This window comes from Nocardia sp. NPDC087230 (assembly GCF_044744725.1).
Classification (GTDB): Bacteria; Actinomycetota; Actinomycetes; order Mycobacteriales; family Mycobacteriaceae; genus Nocardia; species Nocardia canadensis.
In genome coordinates, this window is sequence record NZ_JBIUYV010000006.1 from 85,534 (window position 1) to 112,154 (window position 26,621).

A 26,621-nucleotide genomic window follows, 5' to 3' on the forward strand; every position below is an offset into this window, starting at 1 on the left:
CGAACCACCGATCGATGTATCCCTCTGTTCCATCGGCGGGGCGACGACTCCCGCGCGACCGCCGCCCCCGACAAGGGCTTTCGTTCACCGTGAACCCAACACCGATCACCCCGCGCAGGCCCCGGTCCACATTCCGGCCAGCCCGCGGTCACCAGAAGTGGTCGTTGGGCCGCGGAGCGGGACGGGGCACCGGGACACGTGGGGGCCGGGACACCGGCCGAGGCTGGACCGGAGCGGGGGCCAACGCACCGGGCGGGGTGGTCGGGCTGTAAGCGGACTCGGCGTGTTCGGATTCGTCGATGCCCTCGGCCTCGGATTCGGAGTCGACGCGCAGGCCGACGAGCCTGTCGACCAGCCACGCCAGCAGGAGGGTCACCAGGAACGAGTAGGCCATGACGGCCACCGAGGCGATGGCTTGGCGCTGCAACTGGACGAATCCGCCGCCGTAGAGCAGGCCGTCGCCCCCTGCGGGGTTGACCGAGACGTCGGCGAACAGCCCGACCAGCAGGGTGCCGACCACTCCCCCGACCAGGTGGACTCCGACCACGTCGAGGGAATCGTCGTAGCCGAAGGTGTATTTCAGGCCGACGGCCAGTGCGCAGCAGATGCCCGCGGCCACCCCGATGCACAGGGCGCCGACAGATCCGACGAATCCGCACGCCGGCGTGATCGCGACCAAGCCCGCGACCGCGCCCGAGGACGCACCGATGGTGGTGGGTCGCCCGTCTCGGAGTTGTTCGACGACGATCCAGGCGAACGACGCCGCGCCTGCCGCGATGGTGGTGTTGGTGAACGCGAGGGCACCGAGATCGCCTGCGGCCAGCGCGGATCCGGCGTTGAAGCCATACCAGCCGAACCACAGCAGCGACGCACCGAGCAGGGTGAACGGCACATTGTGTGGGCGAGCGATGCTGCGCGGCCAGCCGTGACGTTTGCCGATCACCAGCACCAACGCCAGCGCCGCCGCGCCGGCGTTGATGTGCACCGCGGTGCCGCCGGCGAAATCGAAGGCCCCCAGCCGGTTCGCGATCCACCCGCCGACCTCCGAGGAGGTACCGGAGGAGTCGGTATCGGTGAAACCGCTGACGTGGAAAACCCAATGCGCCACCGGGAAATACACGATGCTGACCCAGAGCGCCGCGAACACGATCCACGACCAGAAACGAGTCCGACCGGCGATCGCACCGGTGATCAGCGCCGTCGTGATGACCGCGAACATCAACTGGAACATCACGAACGCCATGGTCGGAATCTGGTGGCCGACCGGCCCGGACAACGTCCCCTGAGTCGTGCGCAGCAGCGCGTGCGACATGTCGCCGACGAGCCCGTACCCGGCATCGTCGCCGAATGCCTCGCTGTAGCCGTAGAGCAGCCAGAGCGTCGACACCACACCCAGACAGCTGAAGTTCATCATCAGCATGTTGAGCACACTTTTGCTGCCCACCATGCCGCCGTAGAAGAACGCCAGTCCCGGTGTCATCACCATCACCAGCGCGGCGCAGGCCAGCACCCACGCGGTATCTCCCGAATTCACATTCGTACCTCTTATCCGACGGGATTCCGGCACAGCATCGAGAAGCGCTGTTTCCCGTAACAACCCGCGGTGTTTCGAGTCGATGAATTCAGCGAACCAGGTCGGCCACGGCCGGTTCAGATCCGGCGCATCGTGGCGTCATAGGCAGCCTCGGCCATGTCCGGACGGTCCGGGTCGGGCAGCCAGGTACCGGTGATCGTGGCACCGTCGGTGCTGATGGCGCCGGTGTAGGTCATGCCGAGTCCGGCATGCACGATCGTGTCACCCCGACGGCTCCACCGGTAATTCAGCGGGGCGCCGGAACCGGAATACACGTGCGCGGCGAAACCCGAGCCGGTGTCGTCCGGCCAGATCAATTCCAGGCTGTGGATCTCGGTGTTCCCGACCAGCATGCGGCCGTCGAGTTGCAAGAGCCCGCCGTCCAGGAGGCGGGTCGCGGTGAGAGTCCCGGTGATGTCGTCGTGATCCGCGGTGTGGCTACGCCCGGTCAGTTCCCACGCGCCGAGCAGTACATCGAGATCGTTGCCAGTCATTTCGCATCCTCATTCGGGTAGGTTGTCCGGCCCTGCCGCCGGCCGTCTTTTCCTAGGTCGAATGGGAGCCCGGAAAATCGACAGACCGCATACGCCAGAGCGTCCAGGGCGAATCGCACCACCGATGGCCAGGTATCCCCAGCGACGGAGTCCACAGTCGTTCGCCGGGTAGATGCCGGCGGCCACGCCGCTTCCTAACGTCGACTGCCATGAACGAAATCAGGATCGACCGCTACTGGAAAACAATGGCATCGGCAGTCTCGGTGCTCGTCTCCACGGTGATGCTGACCGGTTGCGGTCCCCAGCCGGCCGCGTCGGGAAGCCCCGATCACATCATCGACTGGCACGATTGCCGCACCAGCGCACAGGACACGGTCGGTGCCCGACTGGCCGCGGCGGGAGCACTGTGCGGAGAGTTCCAGGCACCGCTGGACTACGCCGATCCCACGGGTCGGAAGATCACGATCGCGGTAGCGCGCCGACCCGCGTCCGACCCCGCGCACCGGCTCGGCACCCTGGTGGTGCAGACCGGCGGACCGGGACCGTCACGGGACGGGGTATCGATGCTCGTCGACGGGCCCGAGGGTGGTCATCCGGCAACGGCAGCCCTCGCGGAGCGCTACGACCTGATCGGCATGGATCCCCGGTTCTTCGGCGCCGCATCACCGCTGGAATGCGGTTGGTCCACGAGCGCCTATCTCGGTCTCGCGCAGACCGCGCCGGCGGACCGGCCGGGGTTCGACCGCACCGTCGCACAGGCGCGCGAGCTCGCTCGCCTGTGCGAACCGCAGCGAGAGCTGCTGCCGCACGCCTCGACCCGGGCGATGGCACGCGATATGGACCTGCTCCGGACGCTGCTGGAAGTACCGAAGATCTCGTATCTCGGCTGGTCGTGGGGCACGTACCTGGGCGCCGTCTATCTCCAGATGTTCGGGGAGCACGCCGATCGGTTCGTCCTAGACAGCAGCCTCGATCCCGGTGCGCCGGGCCCGGACCTGACCCGCGCCACCGCACCGGCCGCCGCGGCGGCGCTCGCGGATTGGGCACGCTGGGCTGCCGGCCGCGATGCCGAACTCGCCTGGGGCACAACCCCGGAGGCGGTGCTCGCGGCGATCGACGCGATGTTCGACGCGATCTCGACCGTGCCGGTCGGCATCGCCGAGGTCACCATCACCGCGGACATGGTCGCGGGCCTGCTCCTCACCGTCGACGACTCCGACACGTCCTACACCGACTTCAGCGCCCAATTGCGGGCACTGTCCGACGCGACCCTCGGTCACCCCGTCGACCCGCCCGCCGGCTTGGCGGCCAAACTCGCGCTGTACGCCGACTCGACGGTGCTGCCCGAATTCGGTTTCAGCGCGACGGTCGCCAATCAATGCGCCGACCGCGCCGCCCGCGACATCGAGGACACCTACGCCGATATCGAGAGCCACCGCGCCGCCGAGCCGATGTTCGGGGCCCTCGCCCGCCGCGTCACCCCCTGCCCGCTGTGGCCGGTGAGCCCCGTCGAGCCCGCGACCACCATCGGAAACCGATCGCCCGCCTTGCTCGTCGGCGCCGAGGGCGACCCGGTCGCCCCCGTCGCCGGACAACGCGCGATGCGCCAGGCACTCCCGGCGGCCCGCGCGCTCACCTTGGACAACGCCTTCCGCCACGGGGTCTACCTGTTCGATCGCTCGGCGTGTATCGACAACGCTGTCGAGGGGTACCTGTTGGACGGCACCCTGCCTGCCACCGACTCCCACTGCGCGCGGGATCGGTAGCGCTGCGCTGATTCAGCCGACGGAGCCGGACCCGAGTCCGGCCTCGTGGGCGAGAATCACTGCCTGGACCCGGTCGCGCACACCGAGCTTGCCGAGGATGTGGCGGACATGAGTCTTCACCGTGCCCGCCCCGACGGCCAGCGTCGCCGCGATCTCGGCATTGGACAGACCACGGGCCATGACCCGCAGCACCTCGGTCTCACGCTGGGTGAGGACGCCGACCTGGCGGCGGGCGGCCAGGTTGACCGGCGGGGCGAGGCGGTCGAGCAGGCGGCGGGTGGTGGAGGCGGCCAGCACGGCATCACCGGCGTGCACGGTGCGGATCGCGGCCAGAAAGTCTTCCGGCGGAGCGTCTTTCAGCAGGAACCCGCTGGCGCCGCCGCGCACGGCGGCCACGGCGTAGTCGTCGAGGTCGTAGGTCGTCAGCACCAGCACCTTGGGCTGATGTTCGGTCGCCAGCAAGCGGCGGGTCGTCTCGATGCCGTCCAGATGCGGCAGCTGGACGTCCATGACGACCACATCCGGCGCGACGCTCGCCGCTACCGCGAGTGCGGACAACCCGTCCCCGGCCTCTCCGACGACACGCAGGTCGGGTTGGGAGTCCACCACCATGCGCAAGCCCGCGCGGACGAGAACCTGATCCTCGACGAGCATCACCGTGATCATCGGCTCTCCCACGGGATTCGGGCTTCCAAGAGGTGGCCGCGCCCGGGTCGCGGGCCGAACTCGAGTTCGCCGCCGTAAGCCGCCAGCCGCTCGCGCATCCCGATCAGCCCGTAACCGGCGGGGCCCGGAACGGTGGCGGACCCGTCGTCGGCGATACGAACGCACAGCCGGCCCCGGCCCGAACGCACCGAAATCTCGGCTCGCGCATCAGGTCCCCCATGCTTGACGATATTGGTCAGCCCCTCCTGCACGATGCGGTACACGACCAGATGCACGCCGGAGTCGGGCTCCGCACCGGCCATCTCGATCGTCAGGTCCACCGTCAGCCCGGCGCCGCGAACCTCGTCGACCAGGGCGGGCAGGTCCGAAATACCCAGCGCCGGTACGGCATCCGGTCCCCCGCCGTCGTCCTCACGCAGTACTCCGATCGCTCGGCGGGTCTCGACCAGCGCCTCTCGACCTTGAGCGCCGATGGCCTGCAACGCCTCGATCGCCCGCTGCGGCTCCGCGCGCGCGGCGTATCGGCCGCCGTCGGACTGCGCGATGATCACCCCCAGTGAGTGCGCGAGAATATCGTGGATGTCGCGTGCGATCCGCGTTCGTTCGGACAGCACCGCCAGCCGGGTCCGCTGTTCGATATTGGTCTCGAGCAATGCCGCGCGTTCGGCCAGCGCCGCGAACTCCCTTCGCCGGGACCGCTGCCAGGCGCCCCCGAGCCAGGCCGCGACCACCGTGCTCGCCAGAAACGCGCCGACGATCAGATGCGCCAGCGCGGGCATCGGCAGCTGCGGCCAGCTCCAACCCCCGAGAATCGCCCCACCCAGGCCCGCGGCCAGCCCGATCCGGCTCCAGTACCACCGCCCGTACGCGGCGAGGGTGTACACCATGATCGGCACCGCGACGTCCGCCACCAGAGCTCCGATCGTGGCCCGGACCGTCGCCCATTGCGCCAACGCCACCACCGCCACGGCGACCGCCGCCCATTCCGGCCATCGCCTGCGAAACGCCACCGGCACGAGCAACGCGACCGTGAACCCGAAATGCGCACCCCCGGCCCCCACCAGCACCCCGATCAGCGCGCACACCACCCCCAGAACCAGCGCCGAAACCCCATCCACCAGCGCCGTCCGCTGCCGCATCCAGACCACGACCCGCTCGTCGACCACCCGATCACCCTAGATCGGACAGCGCACCCCGGCCTCCCCCTGTGGTGTGAGATCCGGTCGCCTGACCTCCACCTTCCGGAACATGCCGTCGTCGGGCGTTCCCCCCGCGATTGAAAACGACGACAGCGTCTATAGCGGGGAGAGGGAACCCGAAGAAGAGAGGTGCGAATGAACTCGACAGACCCCGACCCAGCCAACACTCCCGATCTGGAACCGGGAGGCGGCGTGCCACCGGGATCGACGCCGCCGGAATCCGCCCAGACCTCGGGGCTCTCTGCGCCGGAGCCGCGCACCAGCCGCCATTTCCCACCGACCGGGGTGGCGGCTGTCATCGTGGCGGTGCTGTTGGTGGCGGTCTTCGTCGTCGCCGCCGTAGGAGTGGTACTCGCTCGGTGAGGAAAGGGACCATTCTCATGCCACCCGCGAACGGACCTCCTCACGAGGAATCCGACAGGAGATCGCCTCGTCGCCGATTCCCGACGCTGGTTCGGTCCGTGGGAGCGCCTCAGACCGTGACAGGCACGCCGACGTCGAGGCGCTGGTAGCGCACCGTCTCGGGCAGCAGGCCGGCCAGCTGGTCGGTCAGGGTGCGGCCGATGTCGTTGAGGTCGCCGTCATGGATGGGGACGACCAGGTCCGGCCGGGTCTCGGCGACATAGTCCACGGCATCGGCGTACCGCATCCACGGCCCACTCACCGGCAGGAACAGCACATCGAGCGCGGTACCGTCGGGCAGCGCGGGGAAGGCGTCACCGGGATGCAGAATCCGGCGGTCGATCAGGTAGGCGACGTTGGGTGAATCCGGCAGGGTCGGATAGATCGCGGCGTGCTCACCCACCACCGCCCGGACCGTCAAGCCCGCGACCTCGAAAACGGTGTCCGCTGTTGCTGTTTCGAGCTGCCGGGCCTCGACGCCGGCGGCGAGCAGCTTGTCGATCACCACCTGCGGAGCCAGCACCCGGGCGCTCGGCTGTGCGGCCAGCGCCGAGGCGATGCGTCCGCCGTCGACGTGGTCGTCGTGATCATGGGTGATCAGGTAGGCCGCCACGTCCTCGAAGGCCGCCGGTGGCGCCAAGACCCCCGGGTCGATCACGACCACACCGTCTGGCCCCGCCAGCCGCACCGTCGAATGCCCGAGCGACGCTACCGACATGCTCATCGTGCTTCTCCCGTCGTCACGAAAACGCACCTGCCCCTCGGCGACCGCGAGGGCCGTCGGGTCGGCAGCATCGGTGCCGACGCTGCCGGCTCACAGGATCAAGGCTAGCTGTACCTCGAGTGGCGAACTCTGCGCGACGCGACACCGGTATCGGCGGGCGGCGTTCCGGCAGGGGTCGCCTTGTGTCCGCGCCTGCGGGTGGAGCCCGCGGTCGGGATGACGTGGTCGCCCATGACCTGGTCCCACCACGATTGCAGTGGGCTGGGATCAGGCCAGGACACGAACGAGGCATCGCCGAAGGGGGCCGGGTGGTCCAACTGCGCAGGTCGATGGTCGAGCTCACGGGACATGACGGTTCTCGATTGCGGGAAGAGCGGGCGAAGCGGCTTCAAGAGCGGGTGGTCGGGGTGGAGGTGAACCACGGCCGTCGTCGTCGCCGCGTCCGTCCTTGCGAATGCCCAGGGTGGTGGCTACCGCTGATGCTCTGCGCCAGCGGAGGCGCATCGGTCTTGGTCGCGGCCAACGCGGCAACGAATTCGGGATAGACCGGCAGCCACTGGCTCAGCCCGGCGATCTCGGTGACCCGGCCCGCCATCGCATACGGGTGTGCGTCGACCACGCTCACCGCCACACCTCGTCGGCGCGCGTACCCGGTGCACTCGGCCATCGTCAGGACCGCGCGCAACGACAGGAACTCGACATCGGTGAGGTCGACGATGAGATATCTGCCGCCGTCGGCGGAGGTGGCGCTGATCGTCGAATGCAGCAGCCGCTGCCAACGGGTCAGGGTATAGGCGTCGATGCTGCCGCGCACCGCCAGCACAGTGGTGTGCCCGCACGGTTCGGTCTCGGCGTGCAACCGTCGGCCCGCGCCGACCGGATCGGCGGGCGTCGACTTCAACCAGTGGCGTGAATGGCGGGACGTGTTCCACATCGGCCTGGAGCAGGCAATCGATCGTGATGCAGTTGTGGCTGTTCGCGCAGGTACAGGTGGTGGCCGTTTGCCGCCGTTGATTGCCTTGACGAACTTTATCGGTTCTCGACGTGTGGTGCGGCCGGGTGGGGGTATCGCGGCCGTAGGTCGTCGCGACCGCCCGGGCGGATCGCCGATCGAGAACGCGCCCCGTTCAACAACCCAGCAGCGGGGCGCGTTCGCCCCACGAGACGGTCAGCTCGGCCGCGTGTAGTAGTAGATCGTGGCGAATTGTGAGTCACGAGCGATGGTGAGCGTGGGGTAGCCGTGCACCTCGTCGCCATAGGGGAGGCTGGCGAACAGATCGATCGCGTTCGTACAGTCGAACTTCCAGTCGTTGTCGCCTGTCCTCGTCGCCGGGTCGAAACCCAATTGCTTCTTCAACTCGGCGCAGGTCACCGGGCGCAGCGGTTGGCGATGCGTGGGATCTGTGTACATCGACCGGTAGTCCGGGAGTTGTTCCGCCGGCGCGACATAGCTGCCGACATAGCCGCACATCCCTGCCAGGGGCGGACAGCCGAAGCGCCGCATGCCGACGAATTCGAACGACTCGGGAATCTGTATCCGGCGCCGTTCCATGAGTCGTTGCGACTCCGCAGCGGACAGATCCGTGTCCAGCTGCGAGATGACCAGGACGTTGGCACATCCCCAGAGCAGGGCCCCGCACGCCACCAGTGCCGAGACCGACCAGAACCACCGTAGAGGCGAGCGTCGAATCACGATTTCCGCACTCGTCACCGGAGGCATGGCGGGGAAAGCGCCAGGATGCTCGGTCATCGGGGAAGGCCTCCGCGGTCGGTATCGCCGGCGGCACCACGGGAACCCGCACTCGCGCCCTGGAGTCGTCTGCGGGTCCACCCGGTAGCTCCGCCGACCGCGTTGATCGTACCCGAGCGGTCCGCTGTTCGACCTGACGCGGCTGCGCCAACGCCCTCCGGTCGCCAGCGGGCGACTCCCGCTGCGCCCGAGAGCATCCAGGCGCCGATGGGCCGAGCGCGCACGCACCGCTCAGGGCCCCCGTCATGTTTGGCATGCCCATCCTCGGTAACCCGAAGGGTGAGGTGATGGTCATGGTCGATACCGACAGCCGAGTCGGTAGGCAGGCGCTGTTCTACTCGATCGTCGTGATCGCGCTCGCGGCGCTGACCGCCGTGGTCGCCGCGATCTGGGCCGGCGGCCGGGCGGCCTGTGCCGACGCCGCTACCGCGCTGTGCGATTCGGCGGCCGAGACCGCGGTGCTGCTCGGGCCCACCGTGATCCTGCTCGCGGGCGGGGTGGGCGCCTTCGTGCGGACCTATGTGGAATGGCGGCGGGGACGACGCTGGCCCTTGTGGCAGGGCGCCGGATGGTTCCTGTTCGTTCTGATGATCGTCTATCTGGGTATCGGCGCGAGCGCGGTCGCCAGCAGCTGATCCGGTCCCGACCGGGCCGCCGCCCACCGCGCTGTTTCGCCGGGCGGAATCGGGTAAGCGCCCCGCAGACCCCGAACGAGGAGATCATGATGTCCCAGCACGCACTGACCGGAAAGCACGTCGCCATCCTCGCCACCGACGGTGTGGAGCAGGTGGAGCTCGTCCAGCCGCGCGCCGCGGTCGAGGGCGCCGGCGCCACCACCGAACTGCTGTCCCTGCGCTCCGGCACGGTCCAGGCGATGAACCACGATGTCGAACCCGGTGACACCTTCACGGTCGACCGCACAGTCGCCGAGGCGAGCCCGGACGACTACGACGCCCTGCTGTTGCCCGGCGGGACCACCAACCCGGACAAGCTGCGCCAGGACGCCGCCGCGGTCGGTTTCGTCAAGGAGTTCGTCGCCACGGGCAAACCGATCGGCGTGATCTGCCACGGACCGTGGACGCTGGTCGAAGCCGATGCCGTGCGCGGCCGCACGCTCACCTCCTACCCCAGTGTCCGCACCGACATCCGCAATGCGGGCGGCACGGTCGTCGACGAAGCGGTGGTCACCGACAACGGCCTGGTCTCCAGCCGCAACCCCGACGACCTGCCCGCCTTCTGCGCCAAGATCGTCGAGGAGTTCGCCGAGGGCGAGCACTGACCCACGCGGGTGCGGGGTCGGTGCTCGCGATGGTCACACCGGGCGATGGCGCACGTCGGGCTTGCGCAGGTGCGGTTCGGGCGTGGCCGTGTCGTCGAGGACGACCACCTGATCGTCGACGACGACACGATCACCACCGGCCCCCACGACCGCTTCCCGGCGCGCGAACGCGATGTCACGCGCGCTGCGCACCGACAGCCGGCCCAGCGAGGTGGCGGCAAAGAACAGGATCAGCGCGCCGAGCCCGTAGAAGTACGTCAGGTGCAGCAGCGCGCGTTTCAGATCGCCGGTGGCCACGGGTTCGCCCAGATCGCCGAGCCGGAGTAGATCGGCGAGGAACGGCCCGATCACGAACCACGTACCGGCTGCCACGGCCAGCCAGCCACCGGCACTGGCCACCACCCGGTTCCTGCTCATCAGCATGAGCAGCCCGCCGACGATCGCGACCACACCGGGCAGCACCTCCAGCCAGCCCCGTGCCGAAGTCCAGGCCCAGGGATCGTCCGGGGTGAACGCGAAATCGAAGTACGGTCCGAGGAAGGGTATGAGCGCGCCCCACACACCGAGCAGCAGAACCGCCAGCCCGCCCACAGCGCCACGACTGCGGGGAATCCGCACCCGGCTGCCGCCCGAGTCGTTCTCGTCGATGTAATTCATGGTGCCTCCGATCATCGACAACAGGGATACCTCGCCAATACCCCCTGCCGGACGGGATACGCAGCTCGCCACCGGCGATAGCCTCGGAACATGACCGACAACACTCAGCCTGCCCAGCGTCACCAGCGGCCCGCCGGCGTCGACACCGCGACCGTGGCGGCCGTCGGAAAACTGTCCGAGGCGTTGGAGACCACCGAACGTGCCCGCGGACACCTCTACAGCTTCCACCAGCTCACCGGCGGCGCCGATCTCGCGCTCGGTGCGGCCGTGGACATGCTGCGCGAGGCCGGGCACGTCCACCTCGCCGAGAAGCTGGCCACCGAGTTGGTGGGCCGCAACGTCCTGCCCGGCCGCTGGACTTTCCAGATCGTCGAGGAATACGACGAGGGCTACTACGCGCAGTTCCGGCGCATCGAACGCGAGATCCGCGGCGAACTCGTCGACGGGCGCACTCACCTCTACGAGGCCGAGATGAAAGAAGCCCGTCGCACCCACGGCCATCCCGGTCACGAAGCCACCCCGGAGTGAGCAGCGCTCGGACGTCGCAGGTCCGCGCGCCCTCGCGAACAATTCGGAAGCTTTCCGGAATTAACTATTCAGAGTAAATATCTAATCGCGAATAATGATAATTCCGAGAGGCCCGGATTCACGATTTCGACCCCGGAAAGAGAAGAGCGCGCTATATTTTTCGAACACCCCCATTTGCGGCTCGACAACCCGTCACACCGCTGCTCGATATTTCTGGAGATCGCCATGAGATCGACCTCTTCGCTCTTTTCCGCCGGATTTCTCGCACCGGTGGCCGTCGCCACCATATTCTGCTTGGCCGCACCGGTAAATGCCGCCCCGGTCAGCGTGAATTGGAGCTGCCGGGGCACCGTCCTCGGTATCGGCCAAACCTCGAGCATGAACACCTCGGTCACCGGCACCGCGCCGAGCTCGGTGGCCTCGGGTTCCGCGGTGGCCATCACCATCACGCCGGGCGCCTCGTCGGTGCCCAGTTCGGCGTCCGGCTTCACGGTGAACAACATCAGCAACCTGAAGATGACCATTCCGACGCCCGCGAATTCGACCCTGGTCTCGGCGACCGCCTCCGGCGGGACCGTGGCGGGCACGGTCGCCACGTCGGGCGGGAATGTCGTTCTGACGGTGCCGGGTCCGATCGCGGGCGGCACCAGCTTCACGCCGCCGGCGGTGACCATCAACGTCACCGCCGGTGCCGCCGGAACGCCGATCACCAGCAAGTACGCGGGGACCAGCTATGCCAGTCCCGGCATGACGATGACGACCAACGTCTCCTTCGTGGGCAACGTCGCGACGTCGTGCTACCCGAACCCGTCCCCGACCCTCACCACCACCAATGTGACCTGACCCCGCGCGCGGTCGCGGGCGTGAGCATGTCCACGTGCGCGGCGACACCTCCGGGCCGGGTTGCGCGAGCAACCCGGCCCGACGACTATCGCCTCCGATACTGCTTGCCCCACTTAGCGTTTGGCGCACAGCAGCCACTTCGACCGAATATTTCGATGCGCGGTGTCGCATCCCCGGCTATGTCGTACAGTGCATGTCCGGCACCGCCACGAATGCTCCGACGGCCGGAGCGGGTGCCGCTTTCGTGATGTTCGTCAGCCGTGGTCCGAGCTGCCGGTCGATCGATTGACAGGAGCCACCATGCCCGATCTCACACCCCGACTCCCCCGGCCGGAATCGGGCGCCCGGCGATCGAGCCCGCCCTGATCGGTGAGTTCTGGTGAGCGGTTCCATGTTTCAAGTGATCGATGGGAAAGCCTGTGTGCCCGACGACAAGCCAACCCGCCAGGATCCCGGCCGAGCTCAAAAGGGCGCTGGAGTTCTATCACGGATCCGTCGAGGATCTGATCCGCGAGCTGATCAGAGTGCTCGGCGTGAACGAGACCGATCGGCGCGCACTGGAGATCGTCCTGCTCGAAGACGAGAAATCCACGACACCCGGCAGGCTGGCCGAACGGCTCGGACTCACCTCCGCCGGTGTCACGATCATGCTCAATCGCCTGGAGAAGCAAGGCTATATCGCGCGCTCCCTGCACCCGACCGATCGTCGGCGCGTGATCGTGATGGCCACCGAACTCGCGGCCCATCGGGTACAAGAACTCGTCGTACCGATGATCGTCGAGAGCTACAAGATGCTGCTGAACTATTACGACACCGCCGAACTGGAAACAATCGCCGACTTTCTCACCCGGGCCGGCGAGTTGCAGCGAATACACCGGCAACGGTTGCGCGAGGTCGATCCCTACTCGAATCCCTGACAACACCCACGCCGACCGCGCTGTGCCGTCGTCGATAACCACGCTCGGCACCGGGGAGAAAGCAGGAGCTGGATGCACACCGTCGACAACACCGAAGAACCTGGGCGATCCGACCGGCCCGACCCGGTGTCATCGGCCGAGCGGCTTCGACGACGGCTGACGCGCGCAGGCGTGGCGGCGGCGTTGGCGGCCACGGTCATCGGGACGACGCTCGCCGTCCGGGCGGACCCGGACCCGCCGGCGCGGGCGAACGAGGCGAAGAATCTCTCGTGCGAACCTGCTGTAGTCCCGCCCGATTCCGGCGTGGCCGCCGGCGAGCCGGGCGCACTGCTCCCGAACACAGTTTCCGACACACCGAGCGAGGTCTTCACCCCAGGCGACATCGCCCACGCAGACACCTCGACCACTGATCTCTCGCTCGACCCCGACCCCGAGTCGGAGCCGGACCCGGAGCCGGAGCCTGCGAGCACAGTCGACGAGACGGAGACACCGACGACCCCGCCGTCCGAGACCGCCTCGGACGACTCGCCGACGATCTCGGTGAGCGCGAGTTTCTCTGCCACAGTAAGTGTTTCGCTCGAGAGCACGTCCAGCGCGCCGTCCACCACGACCTCGACATCCACGTCGGCGGTCCCCCAGACGACGACTGACGCGGGCACCACCACTCCGAGCACGGCGCCGACCACCACCACGATCACGGGCTCGACCGGTTCGCCTACGACGACCACGGGTCCGGCCGGAAAAACGACGACGACCACGGGCCCGGCCAGCTCGACCACGGGCCCAGCAGCTTCGACCACACCGACCACGGGCCCGACCGGTTCGACCACGACGTCACCGACACTGTCCACCCCACCACCGGCGCCGACGACCACCCCGACACGACCCCCGACGACGACCGAGCTCCGGCTGTCGCCGAAACCTCCACCCCCGACGACATCGCGCCCGACTCCGTCCATCGCGCGCCCACCGGCCCGGCCACCCAAGGCGCCGCCGACGGGATAGACGATCGCGTCGGCGGCGCAGGCCTGCCGGTGACGTCGATTCAGTACCGGGTGGGGCTGCAGGGATTGGACGATCCGGCGCCGACAGCCAGGTCGCACACCCCGCCGGTAACCATCTGGATCGGGGTGATCGCCATCAGCACGAGGAATCCGATGAGATCACCCCGCTGAGCGAGTTCGACCGCGGATTGCGCTGCCCTGGAGGCGGAGTCGACGACCGACGAACCGGTGCCGGCATCGGCGACGGGAGCGGTCGGCTGGGCCGCCGCACTCGGGGCGGGGCCTAGAACGGCCGCCGACGTGAGTGCGGCAGCGGCGAGAAAAAGCGTTGGACGCATCGTGCGTCTCCTTACTTCAGGAATCGGAACGGCAAGACAGGGAACGGATCAGCGGTGCGGCCGACTCATGTCGCGGTTCATGGTCGGGATCTCGATACTGATCGGCATCTGCAATTCGGCCAGGTAGATCAGGGCCGCCTTGCGCAAGAACTCGTCGAGCAGCCAGTACGGATCGCCGATCGGGGGCACCGCGGTGAGCAGACCTTCGCGGACCGCGATGAACGGGCCCCAGCTGAAACGCAGCAGCGGATCCCAGACCGGTTCGCGGGGAATGGCCAGCCCGTCGGCGATCTTGTCGCCCAGCAGAAAGCGGGTGAACGCGCCGAGGACCGGCTTGCTCAGGATGGCGAAGTCGATATTGGCGCCCAATCCCAGCAGCCGGTCGGCGAGCTTGACCCCTTCTGGTGTCACCGCCAGGATCGGGTCGAGAACCTGCGCGGCCTGACCGTTGGCCTCCGGCCAGGAGTTCGGGATGTACTCGTCGCGGACCCCGAGGAGAGACGCGGCCACCTGCCAGGAATGCAGGAAGCCCTCGGACTCGTTCGCCGGCATCGGAACGTTCCAGGAGAGCAGGTATTTCATCACCGTGGTGGCCAGGCTGTGCCAGGTGACCATGATGTCGTTCTGGCTGATCGGCGTGTCCTCCTCGGCGGAGTGCACCCAGTGCGGCGACTGCGGCAGCAGGTGCCGCACCGCGGCGTGAACCAGGCGGGTCTTCACGCACGTGACGATCATTTCCCCGTCGGGGGCATAGGAATTCGCGGTGCCGATGTCGTAGCCGAGCTTGGCGGTCTTGGTGATGCGGTCCTTGAGATCGTGGCCGCCCTTGGAGTAGTAGACCGCCTTGGCCTCCTTGGGAATGACGGTGCTCATCATGCCGCTGGCGAATCCGTAGAGCACCCCGAGATAGAGGCCCCGCTTCTTGTTGAACTGGATCGCCGCGTCGAGCTTGCCGGGGTCGGTCCACGGCGGCAGCTTGCGCGCGTTCTCCATGAAGTCCCGGAGATCGGCGGGCAGTCCGGCCGGGAGTGGTTGTCCGTTGGTCTTCCAGGTCCGGAGCAGTTCGTTGACCCGGGGGACGTCGCCCCGGTCGATCAGCCCGGGAATCAGGGCATCGGCTTCGGGATCCCACACCGTCATCGGGTCCGCGCCCGAGCCCGAGCCCGCGATGGATCCCTCCGGTGACCAGCTCCACGGTTGCGAGCGTGCGGGCGCGGCGACGGCGAAGGCGCCCGCCACTCCCAGCATCCCACCGAATTTCATGGCATTACGCCTGCTCAGTGCGTCCATGACGCCACTCCTCGTTGAGTATCAAGCAATCCGACCGTCGTCGCACAATGCGCACTCACGCACCGTGTCTGACGGAATGAGTATTAACTTAACACCGCGGTCGCCGTCGGGGGCACGTTCCGATTCACGCTCTCCAACAGTCGAACTATTGCCATATATGCAGAGAATGACCGGACATTTTCGGGCAAAACGTCAGTTCCCCCGTTCGCTCGCCGCTCCGCAACCTGCCCTCAACCATCGGAACGCAAAGTAACTTATCGCCCGTGAGCGCGGCGGGACACTGGCTGTCTTCGCCGCGCCGTTAGAGCGGCCGCCGTCCTGTGACCACGGGATTCGCTGTTTGACCAGCCACGACACGGGCAAGCGACAGTCGTCCGAACAACCGCAGGCGGGTCGGCCCGCGGGTCGGCCTGTCACGGCGAAAGGAGACAGCTGTGTCCACATCCGTAGGACGTACCGGAACCGCACGTTCGCTGGTCCAACTGGCGGCGCTCGTCGTCGGAGCCGTCTTCCTGGTGGTGGGCATCCTCGGCTTCGTGCCGGGTATCACCACCGACTACGAGGACCTGCAGTGGGCCGGTCACGAGTCCGGCGCGAAACTGCTCGGCGTCTTCGCCGTGTCGGGACTGCACAACATCGTGCACATCGTCTTCGGCGTGGTCGGCCTGGTCGCGGCCGCCACCGCCACGGCGGCCCGCGCCTACCTGGTCGGCGGCGGCGTCGTCTATCTGGCGCTGTGGCTGTACGGGCTCCTCGTCGACGAGCACAGCGAAGCGAACTTCGTGCCGCTCAACGACGCCGACAACTGGCTGCACCTCGGCCTCGGTCTCGGCATGGTCGCCCTGGGCTTCGCCCTCCCCCGCCGGACGACGACCACCACGACGCACCGTCCGTGATCGAGCACCACGCTCATCACGCACCGGGGCGGTCCCGGCGCATTCTGCCGAGCTGAGACCCGACCGCACCGGCCGGCCTCGACGCCCGTCACTCGAGCGGGCGGCTCCCTCGCCCCAGCACGACCCTGGCCAATTCGGCGGGTGTCGCGGTACTCGTGTCGACGATCGTGTCATAGGGGTAGCCGTGGTCGTGCACTGTACCGAAGTGGCCTCGCGCCAGCCCGATTGTCCTGCCACGCAGCAGTTCCCGCTGCTCAGCCACTGCCAGCGGGCAGGTGACACCCACCAGCTGCACGTCCAGTCCCGCCAGTGCCTCCATCCAGATCGGCAGCAAGTCCGGAGACAGCAGCATCTCGTCGATGACCAGATGATCACCGCCACGGGCGAACTCGGCAGCCGCAGAACACGCCGACCGCAGCATCCGGTAGCCGACGTGCCCGTAGCGGATCACCAGGAGGGGGTGACCGTCCGCATCCTGCTCACTCCGGTCATACCAGAATCCGTCGCGACTGAGCGGACCGTCGCGTCCGCCACCCCACTTCGGCGGCACCAGGCCGAACAAGGTGTCGATCCCCCAGTACACGAACGGGACGTCGCTTTCGTCCTGGATGGCCCGGGCCAAGGTGGTCTTTCCCGCGCTCGAGACACCGTTGAGGAAGACGACCGGCGGCGGACGACCTGCGCTTCGCATTCCCCCACGCTAGCCGCTCACCGAAATGTGCACTCTCCTATCATCTTTCAGATGAAGGGTACGGCGTCGAGGCGAGCCGATACGGACGTGTGAGAATGCGCCGTGGCCATGTCACCTGGGCGCCCGTGCTCGCCCGGACCGGGGTCAGCATCGTCGCCGCAGCGGCCATCCAGGACTGACGCTGGCGCCCCACCTCATCCCGCTGACAGTGCCCGCGCAGGCCCGTCCGCCGCAGGGCCGGGCAGTGAGCACCATGAGCCACAACCACTTCGGCGACTTCCGGCACGACCTCGGAGTGGGAAGGTCAGTCGAGGACGGCGGTCGCCTCGACTTCCACACGCACGTCGGCCTCGAAAAGGTAGTCGACACCGATGAGCGAGGCCGGAGGCATCGGAATCGGCAGTCCGATGTCCGCGGCGACCGACTCCACGCCCGCCATGAAATCGCCTATCTGATCGGGACTCCACCCGGTGACGTAGAACGTCAGGCGCACCACATCCGAGAACGAGGCGCCCGCCCCTGCCAAGCCGAGGGCTGTGTTGCGCAGCGATTGAGCGATCTGTCCGGCGAGGTCACCGGGTGCGACAGGAGTCCCGTCGGCCAGCCGGGAAACCTGCCCGCTGACGTGCACGTGCCGCGATCCGGTACCCACCGCCACGTGGTGATACGGGGTCGGCTGCAGCATGCCCTCGGGCGTGAAGTGCTGAACGGTCATGGTCTCGCCTTCCGTTTGACTAAGTATCGCTAAGCTACCTAGTGGAAAGAAGACACTGCAACGAAACCAGGTTTCAGCATGGATACCGCCGGGGAGATCCGCATCGACACCGCGCACCGCGAGTTGCTCGATCAAGTGCTCGACAAATGGTCGCTCAGCGTCCTGAACGAACTCTGCGAACGCCCGTCCCGATTCAACGAACTACGCCGCGCGATCCCCGCGGTCACACAGAAGTCGCTCACCGCGACCCTGCGCCGACTGGAGCGCAACGGCGTGATCGAACGGATGGTCATCGACACCCGTCCGATCGCGATCGAGTACCGGATCACCCCACTCGGCAAGACACTGCGCCAACCCGTCGACGTACTGCTGGCATGGGCGGCTGAGCACATGCCTTCGATTCACCGCGCTCGCGCGGCCTACGACGCACGCGAGGACACCGCAGAACTGGCTTGACCCCACACTCGGCCGGCGCACGGGTAGCGGGCGCACGCCTCCACGAACCGGCGCTCGAAAGCGCGGCTCCTCTCACGATTCCCCGAGGCCGGAGTCGATTCCCTCCAGCTCGCCTCGGCGTGCCGGCCCTGGTTCACTGTGGGTGTGCGTGGACTCCTGGGGCTTCGAGAGCGAACGAGACCCGACGATTGGTGGGGCGGCGCGGCACTGGGCTTCCTGGTCGTCGCGGTGGCGGACCTGGTCTGGATGATGAACCGGCCCGGTGTCGAGCTGCCGACTGTCGTCGTCACGATCGGCAGCTTCGCAGCGCCCGCCGCCATCGCCATCGCGGTGTCGCTGGCTGGTGTGGTGATCAGTCGCAGAGCAGGTCTTCGACCGTGGTTGTCCGCTGTGGCGCTGCGTCTTTCGCTGAGCTTCGTCGCGCTGTGCGGCGTCGGCGCCATCGCCTATGTCGTGCTGATGCTGCGCGGGCTCGACGCCCTGTCCCGGTTCTGACCGTGTGGGTAGCCGAACACCACTGATGGAGTCGGAGGCGCCCGTCTTCCGACCCAAGACCCACCCGATATGACGGGGGGAGGAACTATTCGGTGTTGGCGTGGTCGATCTCGGCCATAGCCTGCCGATCAGCGCCGACCAGCTCGATCAGGCCGCGGCGGCCCACCGGCTCACCATGCCCACCCTGGCGATCGGCGCCCACCCCGTCGGCGACGCGTTGGAGCGACAGCTCCGACCCATCACCGATGACCTCGTCGGTCAGGTCATCCCGGACTGCGGCCACCTCATCCCGCTCGACAGCCGCACGAACTGCTCGACCTCATGATGCCGTTCCTCATCGCTGAACGACCGGCAGTCGATATCCCGAAGCAGTACACCCCATACACGCAAGAGGCGCGATAAGCACCGAAATCGGTGAACACGGCCATTCAGCGAGAAGGCCGCCGAGATGATCCCGGTCACCGGGAGACCCTCCCGAGGTGCTGTCGAGCCGACTTTAGTGTCCCGAATCGGGCCACAGCGTTCCGTCCCGATCGGCCCGGTTCTCGACGACGAAGGAGTCCTTATGAGTCCGCTGAAATCTCGCCTGTCCGCGACAGTCACCTCGATAGTCGCGGTACTGACACTCGTCACGGCGGGCGGTGGAAGCGCGCTCGCTGCGCCGGCGACCGGTGAAATGACCCTGACTCTTGTCCGTCACGGCGAATCGACGGGCAATGCTTCCGGCCTGATCGACACCACCGTCCCGGGACCCGAACTCACCGCCAAGGGCTGGGAGCAGTCCGCCGCGGTCGCCGAACTCCTCGCCGACTGCAAGTTCGACGGCGTGTATGCCTCGACGATGATCCGCACCCAGCAAACAGCGGCACCGACCTCGCAGCTGTGTGGTCTTCCCACCGTGATCGAAGACGGCATCCACGAGATCGAGGCCGGCATCTACGAGGGCACGCCCGAGCGCGATGCCGGCCGCGACTATTTCGCCGCACCGCTGCAGTGGATTCAGGGCAACCTGGACGCGCGAATCCCCGGGTCCATCAACGGCCACGAATTCAAGAAGCGGATGAATGATTCCATCCAGGACATCCAGGACCGCGGCAGCAAGCGCGCGGCCGTCTTTTCCCACGGCGGTGCCATCATGGTCTGGACACTGATGTCGGTGTCCGATCCTGATCCGAGCAAGCTGCAATCCGATCCGTTGCACAACACCGGCCGCGTTGTCGTGAAGGGCAGCCCGGCGAAGGGTTGGAAACTCGTTTCCTGGGACGGCCACTCGGCAGGCTGAACTTCGGCCCGCGTCCCGCGCAAGCGTCAGGAGCCCGCAGCCCCGGGCTCCTTTCGCTTGTCGCACTTGCGCGTTCGGGCAAGGTATCGGTCAGGTCTACTGCCTCGAGATCGCGACCCTGGCGACCTCGGCGGGGTCGATGAGGTGTGAGTGGTCGTCCGTGCCGACGTCGATCTGGACCACGCTGATGCGGCCGGTGAACTTGCTCGCGCCCGCGTAGTCCTGACTGACCGGGAGCCCGTAGTCCTCGCCGATATCGGTGGTCTCCTCGGCCGAGAACACCATCGGCTGAGTCTGCTCGACCCGGCCCTTTCCGACCGGAGTGCCGTCATAGAACAGCGTCACGTCGCCCCCCTTGGCCAATCCGCCTCCGTCATAGGCGAATTCGGCGCGGACCTGATGGCTGCCTGGTGAGAGGACCTCGCTCGCGGTCGTGATGAACTCGGTCATTCCGAGCAGGTTGTAGACGAACGCCGCGTACCCGTCCTTGAAGTACAGGGCCCAGCCACCGAACCGGCCGCCCTGGGCGATGACCACGCCCTCGGTGGGGCCCGCGGTCGCGATCTCGACCGAGGCGGTCACGCTGAAGGAGCGATTCTTGATATCGATGACGCTGTGCTCGCTGAGTCGCTTCATCCCGGGGAACAACACTTGCGTTGTCCCCTTGATCAGTTGCGGGCGCCCGGCGATGGTCGGGTTGATCCGCTCGAACCGGCGGTCGTCGATCGGCAAGACGTTGTACTTGACCGCCTCGATCAACCACAGTCGCTGGAGCGCGGCGAGTTTGTCCGGATGGTCGGCGACCAGGTCCCGCGCCTGCGTCCAATCGGTGTGACCGTCGTAGAGTTCCCACACATCGTCGTCGAGGGCGGGGAGTTCTTCGTTGGGCAGCCATGGCGTGCTGTGCCGGGTGACCGCGCTCCAACCCTGGAAATAGATGCCCCGGTTGCCCGCCATTTCGAAGTATTGCAGGTTGTGGCGTTCGGCGACGTCGTCGGATTCGAAGGTGTAGTTCATGGCGGTGCCCTCGATAGGCGATTGCTGAACGCCCATCACGAAGGTCGGCTCGGGAATTCCGGCCGCGGCGAGAATGGTGGGTGCCACATCGATCACATGGGTGAACTGCGAGCGCACCTCACCTCGGGCGCAGATCCCGTCGGGCCAGTGCACGACGGCGCCGTTTCGAGTGCCACCCCAGTGCGAGGCGACCTGTTTGGTCCACTGGAACGGCGTGCACATCGCCCACGCCCACCCCACCGAATAGTGGTTGTAGGCGTCGGTGCCGCCGAGTTTGTCCTTGACCTCGGCCATGAACTCCGGCGTCTCGATCGCGGCGAGACCGTTGAAGTTGGCCATCTCGTTGAAGGCGCCGTTGACGGTTCCCTCCGCGGAGGCGCCGTTGTCGCCGATGATGTAATAGATCAGCGTGTTGTCCAGCGCGCCGATGGATTCCACCGCGTCGACGAGTCGGCCCACCTGGAAATCCGTGTGCTCCAGGAACCCGGCATAGACCTCCATCTGCCGTTCCAGCACCGGTTTCAGCGCATCGCTCATCTCGTCCCACGCCGGGATCACGGCCGGACGCGGGGTCAGCTCGGCCTCGGCGGGCACCACCCCCAGTTCCTTCTGCCGGGCAATGATCGACTCGCGCTGGGCATCCCAGCCACCAGCGAACTTGCCCGCGTACCGGTCCGCCCATTCGGCGGGCACATGGTGGGGCGCGTGCGTGGCACCCGGCGCGAAGTACACGAAGAAGGGCTTGTCGGGCGCCAGCGCCTTCTGGGTGCGCACCCAGTCGATGGCGCGATCGGCGAGGTCCTCGGTGAGGTGATATCCCTGCTCCGGGGTTTTCTCGGGTTCGACCGGGGTCGTTCCTTCATACAGGGCCGGGTAGTACTGGTTGCTTTCACCGCCGATGAATCCGTAGAAGTATTCGAAGCCACCACCGCCGGTCGGCCACGCGTCGAAGGGCCCGATCGGCGACGTCTGCCACGGCGGCACCTCGTGGCATTTGCCGAACTGCGCGGTCGAGTAGCCATTGAGTTTCAAGGTCATCGGCAGCGCGGCCTTGGTGTTGGGGCGCACCCCCGACGAACCGGGCGCCGCCGTCGCCGTCTCGGTGATCATGCCCATCCCGACCGAATGATGATTACGGCCGCTGAGCAGAGCGGCCCTGGTCGGGGCGCACAACGCTGTGGTGTGGAAACGGTTGTAGGTCAGGCCATTGTTCTGCAGTCGTTCGGCGGTCGGTGTCGCCGCGGGTCCGCCGAAGGCGCTGGCCGCACCATAACCGACGTCGTCGAGCAGGATCACCAAGACATTCGGTGCGCCTTCCGGCGGCAGCAGCGGCTCGATGGGCGGAAACGTCGTCTCGGGATCCTTGGCGTCATAGGTCACCAAACCCAAGTATTGGCGATCGGGAATCGGAAGATTCTCACGTCCCGAACTCGACTTGTCCGCCACGGTGGACTCCTTGTTCTGCGATGTCGGTGGAACGCCTGCGACGCTCTCGATCGAACGTAGGACCTGGTCGACCGGCGCGGATCACCCGAAGCGGGTGAACCCGACGGATTCGGCGCAGCACGGACGGCTCGCGCCGTGACGCCTTCTGCGCGTTCTGTTCGCGGCACCAACGAGCCCGGCGGCAGGTGGAGCACATTCCACCCCGGGACGGTCGTCGGTTACCCGTCTCCACTGCGATCAAGGACGCGCTGTCGGGCACCGCCGACGTCTACCGGGTCGACTGCCCGGTGAGCCTCGATCAGCCTGCTTCGGTCCAGCAGGGCAATCGAGACCTGGTCGACCCGTGGTGCGGCAGGTTGCGAGCTACCCGAACCAGCGTCTTGTGCTGTGGAGTACGAAATCGACTGGCACGTTCATACGCGCTACCCCCGCCATGTCGACGCCGCAGCCGATTTCGTCACCGCGGTGCCGAATTCCTAGGCCTGGCCATGAGACTGGGACGAGACGAGCCGGTGCACGGTGAGCGCTGCCGCCAGCATGCGCGAATCCGTGGGCTCGGCCGGGTCGAGGCCGGTGAGTTCGGCGATGCGGCGCAGCCGGTAGGTGAAGGTGTTCGGATGGACATGGATGCGACGCGAAGCGGTCTTGCGGTCCGCGCCGTGTCGAAGATGAGCCTCCAGCGCCTCGAGCAGATGCGGGCTCGCGAGCAGCGGAATCACGCGCTGCGCCAATCGTTCTCGCGCCGGACCCGGCCGGGTGAGCTGGTACTCCAGCAGCAGGTCGTCGAGCCGGTAGCTGCCTCCCGGTCGACCGCACAGCCGGGCCAGCTCGGCCAGTTCGCCCGCGTCCACGGCTGCCGCCGGAATACCCTCGCGGCGCACGGTGGAGAATTCCCCCAGGTACACCGTGACCCCGAACTGCCGCGTCAGCCGAGCGGCCAGCTCGTCGAGTCGCGCGGCGTCGACGACGTCGGACTCGGAACTGTTGCTCAACAACGCGATCCCGCTGGTGCCGTCGAACGTCGCGGGAGTGATGGCGCCGGTGAGCTCGTAGAGCGCGCTCTGCAGCAATCGGATCCGGCGCCGGGTCACCAGGTTGACCGCGCTACCGGTGCGCGCCGGTTCGCTCACGTGGATTGCCAGCACCGTGTACCAGTCGGCGAGGATGGTGTCCGCCCGCACGGCGAGTTCTTCGGCGGGCAGCCCGCGCACCAACGCCGAACACAATTCGCGCCTGGCCTCCCGCTCGGCGTGGTAGATCGACTGTTCGACCTCGGTATAGGTCTCGACCACGGTCATGTTGATACGCCGCAGCAATTCGAGCAGCCGGTTGAAGACCTGGATGAACTCATCCATCCGCGTGGGGTCGGCGACCGCCGCGGCTTCCGCGAGTACCGCCTGCGCCGACCGGTGGATCGCGCTGATCAGCATCGACAGCGGGAGTCTGTCCTCGGCATGGCGCTCGGCGACCGGGGCCACGAATGCGGTGACCTCCGCACGGGTGAACTCGCGGTCGGCGCCGATCGCTTCGAGTACCGCCCGCCCACAGGCATAGATCGTCGGCAAGACCTCGGCGGTGAAGTGACCGTCGGGCAGTTCGGCGGGCGCGGTGGCGTCCAGGCCCTCGGTCAGCATGCGCTCCGCGATCTGCGGCCAACGACCGAGCAATCGAGCCGTCAGCGGGGACGAGGCAGAAACCGGGTGTTGCACGAGCATGGCTCCGATTGTGTCTCCACACAGCGAGACGGGGGATGCTCTGGTGAACACGGTGAAAAACTTGGTTGCTATGACAATTCCGAGAACGCATTCTCGGTTCACGAGTGCAGCTCACGCCCGGGCCACGGCCGCGACAATCATACGGCCCCCGACACCTCGGGGCTTTCCTTGCGTGCCCGCGCGGCCACGGCGGCCGGCATCGGCTCGTGCCGCAGGTACCCGCGGGCGAACGCTCCCGCGCCGTGGGTGAGCGATCGCAGGTCGATGACATACCTGCTCAGTTCGAGTTCGGGTACCTCGGCCCGGATGTGGGTGCGGCCGGGCTCGGCCGGTTCGGTGCCGAGGATGCGGCCGCGGCGGGTGGACAGGTCGCCGAGGACGTCGCCCAGCTGGTCGTCGGGGACCGTGACCCGCACCGCGGCGACCGGTTCGAGCAGCAGGGTTCCGGACGCATCCGCCGCGTCGCGAAGGGCGAGGGCACCCGCGGTCTGGAAGGCGGCGTCGGAGGAGTCCACCGAGTGCGCCTTCCCGTCCACCAGTGTCACCCGCACATCCACCAGCGGATATCCGGGAGTGACCCCGCGCGCGGCCTGCGCCCTCGCCCCCTTCTCCACCGATCCGATGAACTGTCGCGGCACCACCCCACCGACCACCCGGTCGACGAACTCGAATCCTGTTCCCACCGGCAGCGGTTCCGCCTCGATCCGGCACACCGCGTACTGCCCGTGCCCGCCGGACTGCTTCACCAGCCTGCCGCGCCCTTCGGCCGCGGCGGCGAGCGTCTCCCGCAGCGCCACCCGGTACGGCTCCACGTCCACTCGCACCCCGAACCGCCCGCGCAATCGTTCCAGCGCGACATCCCGGTGGGCCTCCCCCAGGCACCACAGCACCAGCTGATGGGTGTGTTCGTTGTTTTCCAGCCGCAAGGTCGGATCCTCGGCGACGAGCCGGGTCAGGCTCTGCGAGAGCTTGTCCTCATCGGCCTTCCCTTGCGCTCGAATAGCCACGGGCAGTAAAGGTTCCGGCAGCTGCCACGGCGCGATCAGGAGGGGATTCTCGGTGCCGGACAGGGTGTCGCCGGTTTCCGCGTGGCCGAGTTTGCTCACGAACGCGATATCGCCGGCGACGGCCTCGGTCAGTGCCCGCTGTTGTTTCCCCAACGGTGCGGTGACCCCGCCGACCCGGTCGTCGGCATCGTGCCCGGGTCCGCAGACGCGGACGGTGTCCTCGCCGTGCAGCGTGCCGGAGAACACCCGCACCAGCGACACCCGTCCCACATACGGGTCGGACGAGGTCCGGATGACCTCCGCGGCGAGTTCTCCCGCCGGATCGCAGCGCAGCGCGGCGGGCGCGGCGCCGTCGCCGCGCGCCACGGCCGACAGCGGGTGTTCGATCGGTGTCGGGAACCCGGCCGTGACCAGTTCCAGCAATTCGAGCGTGCCCAGGCCCTGTTCCGCGTCCTCGGCGGCCGGTGCCGCGAACAGCACCGGATGGAAGCTTCCGCGCGCCACGGCTCGTTCCAGGTCCGCGACCAGGGTGTCGAGTTCGACGGGTTCGCCGTCGAGGTAGCGCTCCATCAGCGTTTCGTCTTCGCTCTCGGCGATGATCGCCTCGATCAATCGATCGCGAGCCGGGTCGATCACCCCGAGCTGGTCGGCGGAAGGTTCGGTGCGCTCGCGTTTGCCGCTGCGATAGTCGGCGACCTGTCGCTCGAGCAGTTCCAGCAGTCCGATCGCGGGCCGGTGCCCGTCGGGACTCCTCTGCCCGTAGACCGGCAAGTGCAATGGGAGCACGGTATCGCTCGCTCCGTCGGTCAGCAGTGCCTGACAGGTCTCGACCAGTTCCGCGTACTCCGCCCGCGCCGTGTCCAGATGTGTCATCACGATCGCCCGCGGCATCCCCACCCGCGCGCACTCCGCCCACAGTTCCCGCGTCGCCCCCGCCACGCCCTCCACTCCGTCGGCTGCCGACACCAGGAAAAGAGCCGCGTCCGCCGCGCGCAACCCGGCGCGCAGTTCGCCGACGAAATCCGGGCATCCAGGCGTATCGATCAGATTGATCTTCACCCCGCCCCACAGCACCGGGACCACCGACACCTGCACGGATCGGTGCTGTCGCCGTTCGACCTCGTCGTAGTCCGACAGCGATGTCCCGTCCTCCACCCGGCCGGCCCGATTCACCGTGCCGGTCGCCAACGCCAGCGCCTCCACCAGCGTCGTCTTGCCCGCACCGCTGCTGCCGACCAACGCCACGTTCCGGATGCTCTCCGGTCGCTGCGCCCCGTTCGTCCGGTCCACCATGTCGCACGCTCCCTCGGATTAGGGACCCGGCTCCTTCGAGCTTCCCACCGCAGGTGGGGGCACGTCCATGGTTTCCGGGTGATCGATGCCGCGACCCCGCACGGGAGGTGGTTTGCCGGGGCAACCGGTGCGACACCGACCGCCCACGGACACCCCCCTGCCGCCACCTGTCGCGGGA

At 67.5% G+C, this 26,621-nt stretch carries 29 protein-coding genes; 12 read left to right on the forward strand and 17 right to left on the reverse strand.

Translation table 11 applies throughout. The annotated features are described in order from the left end of the window. Window positions 1-148: 148 nt before the first annotated feature. Both ACIO52_RS21275 and ACIO52_RS21280 read right to left on the reverse strand, forming a co-directional pair. A complete protein-coding gene (locus tag ACIO52_RS21275; protein WP_402646079.1) occupies window positions 149-1,567 on the reverse strand; it encodes an ammonium transporter in 1,419 nt (472 codons plus the stop codon). A gap of 83 nt (window positions 1,568-1,650) precedes the next feature. Further along, window positions 1,651-2,067, reverse strand: a complete 417-nt coding sequence (locus ACIO52_RS21280; RefSeq protein ID WP_402646082.1) for a hypothetical protein — start codon at window positions 2,065-2,067, stop codon at window positions 1,651-1,653. Between the two features lie 245 nt (window positions 2,068-2,312). Here ACIO52_RS21280 and ACIO52_RS21285 point away from each other — a divergent pair, with 245 nt between their 5' ends. Continuing rightward, a complete protein-coding gene (locus ACIO52_RS21285; RefSeq protein ID WP_316574507.1) occupies window positions 2,313-3,833 on the forward strand; it encodes an alpha/beta hydrolase in 1,521 nt (506 codons plus the stop codon). Between the two features lie 12 nt (window positions 3,834-3,845). Here ACIO52_RS21285 and ACIO52_RS21290 read toward each other — a convergent pair whose 3' ends face one another. Together ACIO52_RS21290 and ACIO52_RS21295 are read right to left on the reverse strand one after the other, a co-directional pair. Then, complete coding sequence (locus ACIO52_RS21290) at window positions 3,846-4,499, reverse strand: response regulator transcription factor (protein ID WP_218719114.1); 654 nt, start codon at window positions 4,497-4,499, stop codon at window positions 3,846-3,848. Further along, window positions 4,496-5,665, reverse strand: a complete 1,170-nt coding sequence (locus ACIO52_RS21295; RefSeq protein WP_402646086.1) for a sensor histidine kinase — start codon at window positions 5,663-5,665, stop codon at window positions 4,496-4,498. The genes ACIO52_RS21290 and ACIO52_RS21295 overlap by 4 nt, the downstream gene beginning before the upstream one ends. Before the next feature lie 168 nt (window positions 5,666-5,833). Here ACIO52_RS21295 and ACIO52_RS21300 point away from each other — a divergent pair, with 168 nt between their 5' ends. Further along, window positions 5,834-6,061, forward strand: a complete 228-nt coding sequence (locus ACIO52_RS21300) for a DUF6480 family protein (RefSeq protein WP_218719113.1) — start codon at window positions 5,834-5,836, stop codon at window positions 6,059-6,061. Window positions 6,062-6,170: 109 nt separating this feature from the next. Here the strand turns inward: ACIO52_RS21300 and ACIO52_RS21305 are convergent, their stop codons facing one another. The 3 genes from ACIO52_RS21305 to ACIO52_RS21315 form a co-directional block, all read right to left on the reverse strand. Next, on the reverse strand, window positions 6,171-6,824 hold the full coding sequence (locus ACIO52_RS21305; RefSeq protein ID WP_402646089.1) for an MBL fold metallo-hydrolase: 654 nt from the start codon (window positions 6,822-6,824) through the stop codon (window positions 6,171-6,173). Between the two features lie 388 nt (window positions 6,825-7,212). Then, a complete protein-coding gene (locus ACIO52_RS21310) occupies window positions 7,213-7,725 on the reverse strand; it encodes an STAS domain-containing protein (RefSeq protein WP_402646092.1) in 513 nt (170 codons plus the stop codon). Between the two features lie 267 nt (window positions 7,726-7,992). After that, on the reverse strand, window positions 7,993-8,574 hold the full coding sequence (locus ACIO52_RS21315; RefSeq protein WP_402646095.1) for a hypothetical protein: 582 nt from the start codon (window positions 8,572-8,574) through the stop codon (window positions 7,993-7,995). A 254-nt stretch (window positions 8,575-8,828) separates the two neighbouring features. Here ACIO52_RS21315 and ACIO52_RS21320 point away from each other — a divergent pair, with 254 nt between their 5' ends. Both ACIO52_RS21320 and ACIO52_RS21325 read left to right on the forward strand, forming a co-directional pair. After that, window positions 8,829-9,209, forward strand: coding sequence for a hypothetical protein (locus ACIO52_RS21320; RefSeq protein WP_402646098.1), 381 nt, complete (start codon window positions 8,829-8,831; stop codon window positions 9,207-9,209). An 86-nt stretch (window positions 9,210-9,295) separates the two neighbouring features. Continuing rightward, window positions 9,296-9,853, forward strand: a complete 558-nt coding sequence (locus ACIO52_RS21325; RefSeq protein ID WP_402646100.1) for a type 1 glutamine amidotransferase domain-containing protein — start codon at window positions 9,296-9,298, stop codon at window positions 9,851-9,853. Window positions 9,854-9,886: 33 nt separating this feature from the next. On the opposite strand, the gene ACIO52_RS21330 is transcribed toward ACIO52_RS21325, so the two are convergent. Beyond that, the gene (locus tag ACIO52_RS21330) at window positions 9,887-10,510 is read right to left on the reverse strand and encodes a hypothetical protein (RefSeq protein ID WP_402646103.1); all 624 of its coding nucleotides are present in this window, start codon (window positions 10,508-10,510) and stop codon (window positions 9,887-9,889) included. A 90-nt stretch (window positions 10,511-10,600) separates the two neighbouring features. Between ACIO52_RS21330 and ACIO52_RS21335 the strand changes: the two genes are divergently transcribed. Further along, window positions 10,601-11,038, forward strand: coding sequence for a hypothetical protein (locus ACIO52_RS21335; RefSeq protein ID WP_218719107.1), 438 nt, complete (start codon window positions 10,601-10,603; stop codon window positions 11,036-11,038). Window positions 11,039-11,106: 68 nt separating this feature from the next. Here the strand turns inward: ACIO52_RS21335 and ACIO52_RS21340 are convergent, their stop codons facing one another. Continuing rightward, window positions 11,107-11,712 (reverse strand): hypothetical protein, encoded by a 606-nt coding sequence (locus ACIO52_RS21340; protein ID WP_316574503.1) that lies wholly within the window; start codon window positions 11,710-11,712, stop codon window positions 11,107-11,109. Between ACIO52_RS21340 and ACIO52_RS21345 the strand changes: the two genes are divergently transcribed. Both ACIO52_RS21345 and ACIO52_RS21350 read left to right on the forward strand, forming a co-directional pair. Beyond that, on the forward strand, window positions 11,705-11,881 hold the full coding sequence (locus ACIO52_RS21345; RefSeq protein ID WP_255587950.1) for a hypothetical protein: 177 nt from the start codon (window positions 11,705-11,707) through the stop codon (window positions 11,879-11,881). The two genes, ACIO52_RS21340 and ACIO52_RS21345, sit on opposite strands and share 8 nt — an antisense overlap. Window positions 11,882-12,288: 407 nt before the next feature. After that, window positions 12,289-12,798, forward strand: coding sequence for a MarR family winged helix-turn-helix transcriptional regulator (locus tag ACIO52_RS21350; protein ID WP_255587949.1), 510 nt, complete (start codon window positions 12,289-12,291; stop codon window positions 12,796-12,798). On the opposite strand, the gene ACIO52_RS21355 is transcribed toward ACIO52_RS21350, so the two are convergent. The 3 genes from ACIO52_RS21355 to ACIO52_RS21365 form a co-directional block, all read right to left on the reverse strand. After that, a complete protein-coding gene (locus ACIO52_RS21355) occupies window positions 12,783-13,757 on the reverse strand; it encodes a hypothetical protein (RefSeq protein ID WP_402646107.1) in 975 nt (324 codons plus the stop codon). The two genes, ACIO52_RS21350 and ACIO52_RS21355, sit on opposite strands and share 16 nt — an antisense overlap. An 86-nt stretch (window positions 13,758-13,843) precedes the next feature. Beyond that, on the reverse strand, window positions 13,844-14,140 hold the full coding sequence (locus tag ACIO52_RS21360) for a hypothetical protein (protein WP_218719105.1): 297 nt from the start codon (window positions 14,138-14,140) through the stop codon (window positions 13,844-13,846). 48 nt (window positions 14,141-14,188) lie between these two features. Further along, window positions 14,189-15,430 (reverse strand): oxygenase MpaB family protein, encoded by a 1,242-nt coding sequence (locus ACIO52_RS21365; protein ID WP_316574501.1) that lies wholly within the window; start codon window positions 15,428-15,430, stop codon window positions 14,189-14,191. A 434-nt stretch (window positions 15,431-15,864) separates the two neighbouring features. Between ACIO52_RS21365 and ACIO52_RS21370 the strand changes: the two genes are divergently transcribed. Then, window positions 15,865-16,326 carry a DUF4383 domain-containing protein gene (locus ACIO52_RS21370; protein WP_402646111.1) on the forward strand — a complete coding sequence of 154 codons (462 nt, stop codon included), beginning with the start codon at window positions 15,865-15,867 and terminating at the stop codon, window positions 16,324-16,326. An 88-nt stretch (window positions 16,327-16,414) separates the two neighbouring features. Here the strand turns inward: ACIO52_RS21370 and ACIO52_RS21375 are convergent, their stop codons facing one another. Then, window positions 16,415-17,017 carry a chloramphenicol phosphotransferase CPT family protein gene (locus tag ACIO52_RS21375; protein ID WP_402646114.1) on the reverse strand — a complete coding sequence of 201 codons (603 nt, stop codon included), beginning with the start codon at window positions 17,015-17,017 and terminating at the stop codon, window positions 16,415-16,417. Window positions 17,018-17,321: 304 nt separating this feature from the next. Then, window positions 17,322-17,732, reverse strand: a complete 411-nt coding sequence (locus ACIO52_RS21380; RefSeq protein ID WP_316574500.1) for a Rid family hydrolase — start codon at window positions 17,730-17,732, stop codon at window positions 17,322-17,324. A gap of 78 nt (window positions 17,733-17,810) precedes the next feature. Between ACIO52_RS21380 and ACIO52_RS21385 the strand changes: the two genes are divergently transcribed. The 4 genes from ACIO52_RS21385 to ACIO52_RS21400 all read left to right on the forward strand — a co-directional run bounded on the left by ACIO52_RS21385 (window position 17,811) and on the right by ACIO52_RS21400 (window position 19,965). Next, a complete protein-coding gene (locus ACIO52_RS21385; RefSeq protein WP_402646116.1) occupies window positions 17,811-18,188 on the forward strand; it encodes a winged helix-turn-helix transcriptional regulator in 378 nt (125 codons plus the stop codon). 144 nt (window positions 18,189-18,332) lie between these two features. Then, window positions 18,333-18,683, forward strand: a complete 351-nt coding sequence (locus ACIO52_RS21390) for a hypothetical protein (protein WP_316574499.1) — start codon at window positions 18,333-18,335, stop codon at window positions 18,681-18,683. A gap of 100 nt (window positions 18,684-18,783) precedes the next feature. After that, window positions 18,784-19,008, forward strand: a complete 225-nt coding sequence (locus ACIO52_RS21395) for a hypothetical protein (protein WP_402646120.1) — start codon at window positions 18,784-18,786, stop codon at window positions 19,006-19,008. Window positions 19,009-19,248: 240 nt separating this feature from the next. Further along, a complete protein-coding gene (locus tag ACIO52_RS21400) occupies window positions 19,249-19,965 on the forward strand; it encodes a histidine phosphatase family protein (RefSeq protein ID WP_218719097.1) in 717 nt (238 codons plus the stop codon). Window positions 19,966-20,061: 96 nt separating this feature from the next. On the opposite strand, the gene ACIO52_RS21405 is transcribed toward ACIO52_RS21400, so the two are convergent. From ACIO52_RS21405 to ACIO52_RS21415, 3 genes are all read right to left on the reverse strand, one after another. Beyond that, the gene (locus ACIO52_RS21405) at window positions 20,062-22,428 is read right to left on the reverse strand and encodes an arylsulfatase (RefSeq protein ID WP_402646123.1); all 2,367 of its coding nucleotides are present in this window, start codon (window positions 22,426-22,428) and stop codon (window positions 20,062-20,064) included. Between the two features lie 476 nt (window positions 22,429-22,904). Beyond that, the gene (locus ACIO52_RS21410) at window positions 22,905-24,143 is read right to left on the reverse strand and encodes a PucR family transcriptional regulator (RefSeq protein ID WP_402646126.1); all 1,239 of its coding nucleotides are present in this window, start codon (window positions 24,141-24,143) and stop codon (window positions 22,905-22,907) included. A gap of 137 nt (window positions 24,144-24,280) precedes the next feature. Next, window positions 24,281-26,443, reverse strand: coding sequence for an elongation factor G-like protein EF-G2 (locus ACIO52_RS21415; RefSeq protein WP_316574496.1), 2,163 nt, complete (start codon window positions 26,441-26,443; stop codon window positions 24,281-24,283). Window positions 26,444-26,621 lie beyond the last annotated feature (178 nt).